Annotated in this window: 9 protein-coding genes, 1 other RNA gene and 1 pseudogene; 5 read left to right on the top strand and 6 right to left on the bottom strand. The window is 72.0% G+C overall.

Features of this window, described 5'->3' with window-relative positions; all coding sequences use genetic code 11:
- Nucleotides 1-751: 751 nt before the first annotated feature.
- Complete coding sequence (locus ACFWI8_RS31510) at nt 752-3,004, bottom strand: polymorphic toxin-type HINT domain-containing protein (protein ID WP_387098542.1); 2,253 nt, start codon at nt 3,002-3,004, stop codon at nt 752-754.
- A gap of 29 nt (nt 3,005-3,033) precedes the next feature.
- Between ACFWI8_RS31510 and ACFWI8_RS31515 the strand changes: the two are divergent.
- Nucleotides 3,034-3,318: pseudogene (locus ACFWI8_RS31515) on the top strand (hypothetical protein); the annotation flags it as partial.
- 209 nt (nt 3,319-3,527) lie between these two features.
- On the opposite strand, the gene ACFWI8_RS31520 reads toward ACFWI8_RS31515, so the two are convergent.
- Nucleotides 3,528-3,722, bottom strand: coding sequence for a hypothetical protein (locus ACFWI8_RS31520; protein WP_387098544.1), 195 nt, complete (start codon nt 3,720-3,722; stop codon nt 3,528-3,530).
- A 573-nt stretch (nt 3,723-4,295) separates the two neighbouring features.
- An RNA gene (rnpB, locus tag ACFWI8_RS31525) (RNase P RNA component class A) lies at nt 4,296-4,698 on the bottom strand.
- Nucleotides 4,699-4,745: 47 nt separating this feature from the next.
- On the opposite strand from rnpB, the gene yaaA reads away from it, so the two are divergent.
- The gene (gene yaaA, locus ACFWI8_RS31530) at nt 4,746-5,525 is read left to right on the top strand and encodes a peroxide stress protein YaaA (protein WP_387098546.1); all 780 of its coding nucleotides are present in this window, start codon (nt 4,746-4,748) and stop codon (nt 5,523-5,525) included.
- Here the strand turns inward: yaaA and ACFWI8_RS31535 are convergent.
- Genes ACFWI8_RS31535 through ACFWI8_RS31545 form a run of 3 tightly spaced genes read right to left on the bottom strand, consistent with a single transcriptional unit; the run spans nt 5,512 to nt 8,558 of the window.
- Nucleotides 5,512-6,960, bottom strand: a complete 1,449-nt coding sequence (locus tag ACFWI8_RS31535) for a bifunctional RNase H/acid phosphatase (RefSeq protein WP_387098548.1) — start codon at nt 6,958-6,960, stop codon at nt 5,512-5,514. The two genes, yaaA and ACFWI8_RS31535, sit on opposite strands and share 14 nt — an antisense overlap.
- Nucleotides 6,957-7,700, bottom strand: coding sequence for a zinc ribbon domain-containing protein (locus ACFWI8_RS31540; protein ID WP_387098562.1), 744 nt, complete (start codon nt 7,698-7,700; stop codon nt 6,957-6,959). Before ACFWI8_RS31540 ends, ACFWI8_RS31535 begins: the two co-directional genes overlap by 4 nt.
- A gap of 12 nt (nt 7,701-7,712) precedes the next feature.
- A complete protein-coding gene (locus ACFWI8_RS31545; protein WP_387098550.1) occupies nt 7,713-8,558 on the bottom strand; it encodes a Nif3-like dinuclear metal center hexameric protein in 846 nt (281 codons plus the stop codon).
- Nucleotides 8,559-8,827: 269 nt separating this feature from the next.
- Here ACFWI8_RS31545 and ACFWI8_RS31550 point away from each other — a divergent pair, with 269 nt between their 5' ends.
- The 3 genes from ACFWI8_RS31550 (at nt 8,828) to ACFWI8_RS31560 (ending at nt 11,891) form a co-directional block, all read left to right on the top strand.
- The gene (locus ACFWI8_RS31550; protein ID WP_387098552.1) at nt 8,828-10,174 is read left to right on the top strand and encodes a hypothetical protein; all 1,347 of its coding nucleotides are present in this window, start codon (nt 8,828-8,830) and stop codon (nt 10,172-10,174) included.
- A 151-nt stretch (nt 10,175-10,325) separates the two neighbouring features.
- Nucleotides 10,326-10,928: a class I SAM-dependent methyltransferase gene (locus tag ACFWI8_RS31555; RefSeq protein WP_387098564.1), complete on the top strand. Its 603-nt coding sequence runs from the start codon at nt 10,326-10,328 to the stop codon at nt 10,926-10,928.
- Between the two features lie 165 nt (nt 10,929-11,093).
- Entirely contained in the window at nt 11,094-11,891 is a 798-nt protein-coding gene (locus ACFWI8_RS31560) for a DUF5336 domain-containing protein (RefSeq protein WP_387098554.1), read from the top strand.
- Nucleotides 11,892-11,940: the final 49 nt, after the last annotated feature.

An 11,940-nucleotide genomic window follows, 5' to 3' on the forward strand; every position in this document is an offset into this window, starting at 1 on the left:
AGTCGGCCATGTACGCCGGGTTCATCCGCCGCCCCCGTTGGGCCCGGTCACAGGCCGGGCCATACAGGTCCTGAGCTGCGGTGATGCCCTCAGAGCGGATCGAAGCCGATCACACGCATCCACCCCAATTCGACCCCGATTCGACCCGGCCCATAACCTGGGGCGGACACCCTGGAGACGCCTTCTCGTAGGTCAGTGAGCCCGATCCCTCCCCATGAGGGTTCCGGTGTGCTGCCAGCACATGGCCATTCATGACTCATTTCTGTCACGATTACGGCCATCGCCACCCAGCTCACCTAGTCATGACTGGCCACAAGAGGCTGAACGACGAAACAGATGTTACAGACCGAGGGCTTTTATTCCTCTCCCTCGTACCAGGCCACGGAAGGCTGCTGTGCAGTCAGACGCCTCAGTAGCTGACACAGCCCTTGAGAGCTCACCGGCCGCAATCTCAGCATTCTCCATGGAGGAATATCAAGTACCATCCACCGATACTTTCCGTCCACAGTCAAAAGAATCACCGTGGATCGAACATGACCAGTGACCACTCTGTAGTCAGTACGTGGCACCGCGAAGATCTCGGAGATTTCTGCCAAGTTTTTGCGAAACCATCCCAAATTCCCCGCCAGCCCCACTCCACGCCTCTCCGCTTCTTCCAGGAGGGAAAGGAGTGCGGTCGCCGTGAGGCAGCGAACCCGGCGCTCCGCAAGCCATGTGGGGAATCCCCCCGGCCTAAACATCCCCAACCTCTCTACCCTCCCCATCCGCGTATATATATTGGAGTCTCCCAGCTAATCGTGGATCGGGGATTAGCAGCCCGAGACATGAGCTCAGCCATTCGATGGTTACCTTCCATCATATGACCATCGCTGTGGTACGTCATATAGCTGCGGGCCTCATCATCCGGCATGAAAATTGAACGCATGAAAGACTCATCGGTCTGGCCACTCAATAGGTGCATTTTATCCGAATCGGGCACCCAGTTTCCGTTGGCATCCACGTTATCGTGAGCGATTCCACGCAGGTCACCGACAGTGGCATTCGGTGCAGGCTGCGGCGGTTCCCCACCCCTCCCGAAAATTCTACTGAGGAAGCCCCCCGAAGGGCAGTTGTGTACTAGGACCGGAGAGGCCTCGGCGAAGACATAGTAAGCGTGAACAGTTTCGACGGTCAGGTCGTATGTGCGTCCTGCGTCTCGGTAGGTGCGGACCTCTGCGACCGTGATGGTGGCGCCGTCCGGGGTACGGAGGACGCTGCCGGGAGTGAGCTCGGAGGCGTTGGTCCAGGTTTCATCGGTTACGTTCCAGAAGGGATGGTGCGAGGTGGCAACGATGGTCTGGTTGACGCCTTCTGCATCGCGAAGGGTGAGTTTTGTGAACTCCTTATCGGAGTCGGTGATGATTGTGGACGTGATGGTGTGGGGCTTGGTTTCCCCAGTCTCAGGATCGGTGGCGAGGATCGCGTCGCCGATTTCGAGGTCTTCGATGTTGCGGCGGCTGCCGTCGGCCATCAGGACATCGGTACCGGCCAGGAACGAGTGGCGCGCACAGCTCGCAGCGTCGTCGACGTAGCGTGCGGCGTCGACGGCCTCGTCGGCGTAGCGGGCGGCGAGGATGACTCCGCGGCCGCTTCCGCCTGTCGCGACGGAGGCCACCAGCATGCCGCAGGCCACCCAGTCACGGCCCACGCAGTCCTTGAGGTCGTTGTAGCCTGTGACGTCGCCGGCGATGTCGAGGCCTATCTCCCACCAGCTGCTGCTGTCCTGGACGACCGGGGCGGGCTCGGGTTCGGGGATGCGGGGTGAGGCGTAGACGGGCCCGGGAGAGCCGCAGAGTTCGCGGGCGCAGGCGCGTTGGGTCTGGCCCTGCTGGTTGCTGGCGTAGGAAACCTGGGAGTCGGTGCGCGGGGTCGGCAGGGCTTGGACGATGCCGGGGACGCCGTTCTTTTTGACGCCGGTGATATTGCCCCTGCCGTCGAAGTTGCAGGAGTAGCCACCGTTCCAGCAGGTGTCGAGGATGAGGCCGGTGGGGTCGCTGAAGGTGACGGGGTTGTTGTTGGCGTAGGCGTAGCCGTGGATCTGCTGTGGGTCGGTCAGGTCCATCAGCGGGTCGACGGAGACGAACCGCCCCAGTGCCGGGTCGTACTCGCGTGCACCGAGATGAGTCAGGCCAGTGGACGGGGCCGTCGTTCCGCCCACGTATCCGCGGGTGCCGGCCCAGAAGAACGGGTCAGGTCCGCGTATGCCGCCGAAGGGGAGGTTGCGGCGGTGGGCCACGTCGAGCGTGTAAGCGTCGACGGCGACCTGTCCGGTGCCGAGGTGGTCGGCCAGCAGATAGGTGAGGGTGCCGTCGTCACCGAAGACCACCGTGTTGCCGCCGCCCGCGTCGATGTACCGGGTGGCGCGAGCGGTCGACTCGCCCTCGGCGACGGTGAGTTCGGTGTGGCCGAGGTAGAGGGTGGTTTCGGTCGGAGTCCGGCCGATCAGCCGCTGGCCGTCGGCGTCGTAGACATATTCGGTGCGTGAGCCGTCGGCTTCCTCGACCTCGGCGAGCCGCCCTTCGGCGTTCCAGGTGAGGGTCTGGGTGTCACCGCCGAGCTGTCGGGTGCGTGTGTTCCCGGCCTCGTCGTAGGTGTACTGCTCCAGGGAGGTCACGTCCGGGGCCTCGTCGACGACGGAGGTGACGGTGTGGGGCTGCGGCTGCCCCGGCTCTGGGTAGGTGTAGGTGCGCTCGGTGTCCTCCTCGTGCAGCGTCTCGGTGAGTCGGTTGCCGACGGCGTCGTAGGTGTAGGAGTGCCAGTAGGGCGCGGGGCCGCCCATCGCGGACTCCGACGGCGTCGTGGCACAGCTCCTAGTGCCCTGGGCCCACGCTTCGGTCAACCGCCGCAGGTGGTCGTAGCGGAAGCACTGGGTGTCCGTGCCGGATTCGGACACGTCCGAGATCGACAACATGTTGCCGGCCTCGTCGTAGGCGTAGGTGGCAAAGCGGTCGAAGTCCGGGGCCATGAACCGACGCCCGCGGGCGCACAACGGAACTGCGCCAGCACCACACGCGCACCCTCGACTCCACCTACGACACCACCGCCTACGAGTACGACGGGCGCGGCCAGCTCACCGAGGTCACCGATCCGGCGGGCAACACCTGGGCCTACGCCTACGACCAACGCGGCCGGCAGATAAGCGCCACCGATCCCGACGCCGGCACGACCGTCTCCGAATACGACGACCGGGGCCAGCTGGTCCGTCGCACCGACGGCCGCGGCTCGGCTCTCGCCTACGGCTACGACGGGCTGGGACGCAAGACCGAACTCCGGCAGGGCGATCCGGACGGCACGCTGCTGGCCGACTGGGAGTACGACACCCTGCCTGGGGCGCGCGGGCAGCTCGCCTCGTCCACCAGGTATGAGGACGGCGCGGCGTACACCAACCGCGTCCTGGAGTACGACGCGCTCTACCGGGCCCTGCGCACTGAGATCACCATCCCCGAGGAGGAAGGGCCGCTGGCCGGCTCCTACGAGACCGCCACCGCCTACACGGAGTTCGAGATCACGGCCATCGAGACCACCGCGACCACGTCCACCATCACCGTCACCGTCCACCCGGCCCACACGCCCCTCACCGGCGCCAAGGGCCACACCGAGGACGGCCCCTCGCTCGACATCCCCCTCGCCCCGGCGAGCGCCGGCACCCACACCCTGACCATCGACCACACCCGAGCAGACACCCCAGCCACCTGGCGCCTCGCCCTCACCACCCGGGACGGCTCCTCCATCCCCCTCACCCGCATCGCAGGAGACACCGCCGACCGCAAGAAGACCGACGTCTACCCCACCACCGACCACGGGGACCTGCCCGTGAGGCTCGCCTTCACCACCGACAACGAACTCACCCTCACCGCGACTCGCCCCGCATAGGACCGCCATCGATCGCGAGGCGGCGCCCACCGAGGTCCCACCCAGGCAGTGCCGCACACGGCTGGGGGACGACAGCGACAAAACCCTGCCTGTGAGGTACAGGCCCCTTCGTCCGCGCTCCACCCCGGAGGCAGGCCAACCACACCCGCCCAGGCGAACCCATCGTGCCTTGGTCCATAGGCCATTTCGCCCGGCCGTCATGCCTTGGCGCGCGAAGAGAGGGCACACCGTCGTCAGAGATCACTCAGAGCAGTGACGGGCCCACGGCACCCGCATTCCCGGCCCGAACCGCGCCCGGTGGGAGCAAAAAACGCCCCCGATTCGACCCGGCGCCCGGAAACACCCCCATAGAACCCCTGTGACCTGCGGAAACGCCGGGGCGGCGGACGAGTCGGCCTGTACGCCGGGTTCTGTCTCCCGTCGGCCTCGCGGCCGGCGGGGAGGCGGTCATCCATCTGGGACCGGTGTCGCCACCGGCCTCAAGCGGTCTACCCGCGGACTCGGGCGGGCAGCCCTCGGTCGTCCGCGCAGGAGCACGCCGTGCTCCCTCTTGACCTTGCTCCGGGTGGGGTTTACCGAGCCGCCCAGGTCACCCTGGGCGCTGGTGGTCTCTTACACCACCGTTTCACCCTTACCGGGTGCCGCTCGCGCGGCCCCGGCGGTTTGCTTTCTGTGGCACTTTCCCGTGGGTCGCCCCAGGTAGGCGTTACCTACCACCCTGCCCTGTGGAGCCCGGACGTTCCTCGGCGGGATCAGGGATCCCGCCGCGACCGCCCGGCCGGCTCGTCCGCCGTGCCGGCCATCCTACCTGCGCCGACGGGTAGTCTGGGGCGATGCTCGTGCTGCTACCGCCGTCTGAGGGGAAGGCCGGGGCCGTCAGGGGAGCCCCGTTCGATCCCGGGGCGTTGTCCTCGCCGGAGCTCGGTCCGGCCCGGGAGGCCGTGCTCGACGAGTTGGTCGAGTTGTGCGCCGGGGACGAGGTGAAGGCGCGCGAGGTCCTGGGTCTGAGCGAGCGGCAGGGCGCCGAAATGGCGCGCAACGCGGCGCTGCGGAGCGCGCCGGCGCGGCCGGCCGGGGACATCTACACCGGGGTGCTGTACGACGCGCTCGACCTGGCCTCGCTCGACACGGCGGCCAGGCGGCGGGCGCGCGCCTCGTTGCTGGTGTTCTCCGGCCTGTGGGGCGTCGTGCGGATCACCGACCGGATCCCGGCCTACCGCTGCTCGGGCGGGGTGCGACTGCCGGGCCTCGGCGCGCTGGCCGCCCACTGGCGTGGGCCGCTGGCCTCGGTGCTGCCCGCCGTGGCGGGCGAGGGGCCGGTGCTCGACCTGCGGTCGTCGGCGTACGCGGCGATGTGGCGGCCGGCGGGCGAGGTGGCGGACCGCACCGTCACGGTGCGGGTGCTCCAGTCCCGGATCGTGGACGGGGTCGAACGTCGGTCCGTGGTCAGCCACTTCAACAAGGCCACGAAGGGCCGGCTGGTGCGGGAGCTGCTCCTGGCGGGGCCACTGCCGCGCACGCCGCGCCGGCTGGTCGAGGCCCTCCGCGACCTGGGCTACCGGGTGGAGGAGGCCGCGCCCGGCCGGCTCGACGTGGTGGTCACCGAGCTGTGACGGCCGCCAGGTGGCCGGTGTCGTTGAAGCGGCGGACGGACGCGTTGCCGTCCGGGTAGTAGGCGACCTCGGAGAGCGCGGCGGCCGACAGCTCCATCCGGAACATGGCGATCGGCGGGGCGTCGAGGGCCAGCCGCAGCAGCGACTTGATCGGCGTGACGTGGCTGACGACCAGCACGGTGCGGCCGGCGTGGCGCGCGAGGACGCGGTCCCGGGCGGCGGCGACGCGGCGGGCCACGGCGGTGAAGCTCTCGCCGCCGCCGGTGGGTCGGGCGTCCGGATCGCGCAGCCAGGCGGCCAGGTCGGCCGGGTGGCGCTGCTGGATCTCGGCGAAGGTGAGGCCCTCCCAGGCGCCGAAGTCCGTCTCCCGCAGCCCGTCGTCCGTCCGCACGGGGAGGTCGAGCCGGCGCGCCACGATCTCGGCGGTCTGCAGGCAGCGGGCCAGCGGCGAGCTGACGACGGCGGCCACGCCGGCCTCGGCGAGCACCCGCGCGGCGGCCTCCGCCTGCCGGCGGCCGGTCTCGGAGAGCTCGGGGTCCCCGCCGGTGCTTCCCGAGAACCGCTTCTGCGGGGTGAGCGGCGTCTCCCCGTGCCGGAGCAGCAGCAACGTGGTCGCCGCCCCGGCGGTCCTCCCCCACCCGGGGGCCGCCACAGCAGCCCGGTCGCCGCGGCCCGGCCCCACGCCCCCGCGCCGCACGCCGGCCGCGTCACGCTCCGCCCCGGCGCTGCCGCGCGGCCCGCCGGCTCCGGGCTCCGCCCGGCCGGCGCCGCTGGCGGCGTCCTCCGGGACACGGGGCTCCGTTTCGCCGGCGGCCCGGCCCGCAGGGCCGGACGCCGCCCGGCCGGCGGGGCCGGTGGCGCCGCTCGGGACGTCCTCCGGGGCACGGGGCTCGGCCCCGGCGTCAGCCGCGAAGCGGCGCGAGCCGCCCGCCGGGGTTCGGGGCGAAGCCCCGCCCCCCTGGGCGGACTCGAGCCGGCCGTGGCCGGGGTCCCTTCGAGCCGCGAAGCCGGCAGGCGCCTCCGCATGGCCACGATCCATCGCCTCGTTGGCGAGCCGGTCGGCGTGCTTGTTGCGCTCGCGGGGGATCCATTCGTAACTGACCGCGCCCGGCTGGAAGACGGCGCGGGCCTCGGCGGCCAGCGGCCGCATGTCGGGGTGCTTGATCTGCCAGCGGCCCGACATCTGCTCCACGACGAGCTTGGAGTCCATCCGGACCCGCACCCGCGCCCGGGGGTCGATCGCGTGCGCGGCCCGCAGGCCGGCGATCAGGCCCCGGTACTCGGCGACGTTGTTGGTCGCCCGGCCGATGAACTCCGCCGTCTCGGAGAGCACTTCGCCGGTTTCGGCGTCGGCGACAACGGCGCCGTAGCCGGCGGGCCCCGGGTTGCCCCGGGAGCCGCCGTCGGCGTGCACCACGAGCTCCACCGGGCTCACAGCCCGGATTCTGGCGTCCGGACCAGGATGCGGCGGCAGTTCTCGCACCGCACCACGGTGTCGGGCGCGGCGGCCCGGACCTCGTTCAGTTCGGTGATGTTGAGTTCGAGCCGGCAGCCCTCACAGCGCCGCTGGTAGAGCCGGGCCGCGCCGATGCCGCCCTGCTGCTCCCGCAGCTTGTCGTAGAGCTTGAGCAGGTCGGCGGGGAGCTCGGCCGCCACCTCGGAGCGCTCCTTGCGGACGGCGGCCACCTCGGCGTCGATGTCCTGGGTGGCGGCGTCCCTGCGCTGGGTCGCCTCGGTCGCCGTGGCCTGCAACTCGTCGAGCCGGGCGGCGAGTTCCTTGGCGCGGGACTGGGCGGCCTCGTGCCGCTCCATGATCTCGAGGACGATGGTCTCCAGGTCGTCCTGCCGCCTGGCCAGCGAGGCCAACTCGCTCTGCAGGCTGGCCAGGTCCTTGGGGTTGGTCACCAACCCGGAGTCGAGACGCTGCTGGTCGCGCGCGGCACGCTGCCGCACCTGGTCGACGTCCTGCTCCGCCTTGGTCTGGTCGCGGGCGGTGTCGCTCTCCTCGGTCTGCGCGGCCACCAACAGGTCGCGCTGCTGGGTGAGATCGGCCTCCAGGGCGCGGATCTCGGCGTGCTCCGGCAGGTTTTCGCGCCGGTGCGCGAGCTGGGTCAGCCGGACGTCCAGGGCCTGGAGGTCAAGCAACCGGATCTGGTCGGCGGGCGCGGCGTTCAGTTGGGGGCTCCTTCACTGCTGCTGGGGGCTGCGGGAGGGGTGGTGGGTGACCCAGGGGTCGGTGATCCGGTGGGACACGTGGGTGCGCAGGCCCCACCCGTGCCGTTCCGAGACGGTGTCGAGCTGGGCGGCGGCCAACGCGCACCACGGCCATTCGGTGGCCCAGTGGGCGGCGTCGACCAGGCCGAGGCCGCCGGCGTGTTCGCGGGCCTCGGAGGCGGGGTGGTGTCGCAGGTCGGCGGTGACGTAGGCGTCGACGCCCGCCGCCCTGACGTGGTCGAAGAGGCTGTCGCCCGAGCCGCCGCAGACGGCGACCGTGCGGACCGGCAGGTCGGCGGGGCCCGCCGAGCGGACGCCCTGCGCGGTGGCGGGCAGCCGGGCGGCGACCAGCGCCGTGAACTCGCCGAGCGGCAGCGGGTGGTCGAGCTCGCACAGCCGGCCGAGGCCGCGCCGCCCGGCCGGGTCGGTGGGGTCGGGGACCAGCGGCCCGGTGACGCGCAGGTCGAGCGCGCCGGCGAGGGCGTCGGAGACGCCGGGGTCGGCGCGGTCCGCGTTGGTGTGGGCGACGTGCAGGGCGACGCCGTGCCGGATGAGGGTGTGCACGACCCGGCCCTTGAAGGTGTCGGCCGAGACGGTGGTGGTGCCGCGCAGGTAGAGCGGGTGGTGGGTGACCAGCAGGTCGGCGCCGATGGCCACCGCCTCGTCGACGACCTCCCGCACGGGGTCGACGGCGAACAGCACCCGGCCCACCTTGGCGTCCGGGTCACCGCAGACGGGACCCACGGCGTCCCAGTCCTCGGCCCGCTCGCGGGGCCAGAGGACGTCGAGCGCGGCGATCACGTCGGAGAGTACGGGCACCCGCCCAGGCTACCGCCCCCCGCCGGGCCGGGCCCCGCGCTTCCGGCGACCGGTCGGCCGCACGCACACCCGACCCCGGTTGATCATGGGAATCGGGCGACCGTCACCCTTATGCGTGAAGCAGCACAAGCCGAGTTGTTCGGCTGGCAGTACGAACCTAGCGTCCTCGCTGGAGGTGAGCGTCCCGTGTACCAGAGGTCTTCCGTCCTTCGGGTCCAGCACGTTCGACGCCGGGCCCGCCGGCTGCGGGCGCGAGAGGCAGGAGAGTCATGACGGCCGAGGTCACCGAGCCCGCGCGCGTGCCGGGACCACCCGCGTTCCGCCCGGCACCGTTGACGATCGCGGCGGGCGGCGGCTATGCCGCCCGCCTCGTCCTGGTGGACGGCGCCGACTGCTGGTGTCCCGAGCGCTGGACGCTGGACGGCCCGGAGCCCTACGCGGTGCGGCTGCCGGGGACGCAGCCCGAGGACCCGGGCAGCGAGCTGATGCCGCTGGCCGACGGTCGGGTGCTGATCGGCCGCCGGGCCGACGGCCGCCACCACTTCTCACTGCTCTACCCCTCGGGGCCCGAGACCGGTGAACTGCCGCTCGGCGCCGTCGAGTCGGAGGTGCTGACGCTGCTGCCGCCGGCGCCCGACGGGGCCCGCGTGTACGCGCTGGCGAGGCAGGAGGAGACGACGGCGCTGTGGCTGGTGTGCGGGGGCGCCTTCGGCCCCGAACTGGTGACGGTGCTGGCCGGCCGCTGCTCGGGCGGCGCCTGGCTCGACGCCTCGGGGCGGCTGCTCGCACTCGACCGGACGGACGCGGACGGCCGTACCCGTACCGTCACCGTGGACGTCGAACACGGCGGCGAGCCGGCGGAGTTGCTGCGCATCGCGGAGGACAGCAACGACCGGCTGCTGCTGGCCGACCCGGACAGCGGGCTGCTGCTGGTGCGCTCCGACGCGCCGGGCGCCGACCGGATCGGCTGGGGCGTGCTCGGCAGTCAGTCGCCGGTCCGGTTCCCCGAGGCCCTGCACCCGGAGAACGTGACGGTGACGCCGTTCGCGCTGCAGCCCGGGCAGGTACTGATGCCCGAGGCGTGCGCCGTGGCGCTGCGGATGACGACGGCGAGCGCCGACTGGGTGGCGGTCTGGCAGCCGAGGCAGCGGGAGTTGCGTCACCTGGCCGCGCCGGACGGCTGGCTGCCGGGCACCGGCCGGTGGACGACGGACGGCGTGCTGCTGCTGCCGTACAGCACGGTCGCGGTGCCGTGCGGCCTGGCGCGGACCGCCGCACCGGAACCGGAGCCGATGCCGGCGGCAGCGCCGGCGGAGACCGGGACGCCGGCGCCGGCCGAGCCGGTCCCGACGTCGGCGGCGGCGCCCGCCGGCGCGGAGGCGAGTACGGCCGGGCCCGCCGAGCCCGCCTCCGTGGCGGCGGCCGATTCCCCGGCGGCCGAGACGCCGGCCCCCGCCGTCCCGGCCGCCTCGTCCGTCCCGGAGCCGACGCCCACCGCGACGCCCGCGCCGGCCGTCCCGGGCGGTCCCGCGCCGGACGGCGATCCGCCGGCCCCGGTGATGTCCGTCGCCAAGCCCGTCCCGCTGCAACAGGCGCCGCTCGCCCGGGTCGGCTGACCCCGCTGGCTCCGCCGCGCCACCCATAGGGCAGCATGTGACCGCAAGGAACCGGACCACAGGGGGACGCGTGACGGGACCGGGCACGATTCCGGACGCGGAGGAGACGGAGTTCGCCGTCTTCGCCGCGTTCGAGGCGGCGAAGGGCTTCATGCCGGTCGGCGAGGGCCGGGCGCTGCACGCCGCGGCCGTCGAGGCGGGGCGCCTCGGCCTGCCGTTGCTGGAGATCGGCAGCTACTGCGGCCGCTCCACGCTGCTGCTGGCCGACGCCGCCCGCCGGGCCGGCACCGTGGTCGTCACCGTCGACCACCACCGCGGTAGCGAGGAGCAGCAGCCGGGACAGGAGTACCACGACCCGGAGCTGCTCGACGCCTGGGACGGCTCGCGCCTGGACACGCTGCCGGTCTTCCGGCGTACCGTGGCCGACGCCGGGCTCGAAGCGCACGTCGTGGCGGTGGTGGGCGGATCCCCACAGGCCGCCGCGGCGCTCGGGGGCGGTGGTGGCGGCCGGTTCGGGCTCGTCTTCGTCGACGGCGGCCACACGGACGCGCACGCCACCGCCGACTACGAGAGCTGGGTGCCCCAACTCGCCCAGGACGGGCTGCTGGTGATCCACGACGTGTTCCCCGACCCGGCGCTCGGCGGCCAGGCCCCGTACCGGATCTGGCGGCGCGCCGTGTCGAGCGGCGCCTTCACAGAGGTCTCGGAGCACGGCTCGCTACGGGTGCTGAGACGGCTGGCGCCTGGCATCTGACCCGCCCGGGTCAGGCGCGGGCGGGGCACGTCACGGCCGTATCACAAGCGTGTCGCGTAGGAAACAGTCCTGCTGTTCCCCGGGCCCGGTTCAGAACTTCATACATACGATGGGGCCCGCCCTGTCTGACCAGACCATGACGACGAGAACCACGAAGGATCTGACGTGAACAACCGCTCGCTCTCCCGAGGCGACGCTGTAGTAATCGGAGCAGCGGTCCTGCTCTTCATCGCCTCGTTCCTGGACGTCTACACCGTTGATCTCGGCGAGTTCGGTGGCGGCAGCGAAGGCATCAACGCCTGGGACTCCAACATCTTCCCGGTCCTGCCGTCGGTCTACCTGGCCGGTGTCCTGGGCGCCGGCGCGATCGTCGGCTCCCGCTTCCTGCCGCAGGACAAGGAGTTCGGCGGCCTGAAGTTGAACCAGTGGGGCACCGCGCTGGCCGTCACCTCGGCCTGGGCCGCGCTCTGGTCCCTGGGTGGTGGCGGCGAGACCAGCGCGGGCGTCGGCCTGATCCTCGGCCTGCTGGCCGCCCTGGTGCTGGCCGCCGCCGCCATCATGACCCCGCTGGTCCCGGGTCTGAAGGCCCCGCTGACCGGTGGTGGCCCCAGCGCCCCGCAGCCCGCCGGCTACGGCTACCCGGGTGCCGGCGCTCCGCAGCCGGGCTACGGCTACCCCGGTCCTGGCGCCCCCGCGCCGCAGCAGTCGTTCGCGGCGCCCACCCAGGCCGCGCCCGCCGCGGCGACCGGCGCGTCCGCCGACCCGAACTTCCAGCCGTTCTGGTTCGCGGTCCCGGCCACCCGCCCGCTGTACGGCGAGGACGGTTCGCCGACGCCGATCGCCGAGCTGGCTCCCGGCACCTGGTACCTGGCGGTCGAGCAGCGCGGCCAGCAGCTGGTGGCGCAGACGCAGGACGGCCGCCGCGGCGTGCTGCAGGACACCTCGGGCATCCAGCGCGGCTGACCCCGCACTGATCCGATTCGGGCGAGGGCCCGCCGGGACGCTGTGCGTC

The sequence above is a fragment of the Streptomyces sp. NPDC127098 genome, assembly GCF_042722465.1.
Taxonomy (GTDB): Bacteria; Actinomycetota; Actinomycetes; order Streptomycetales; family Streptomycetaceae; genus Streptomyces; species Streptomyces millisiae.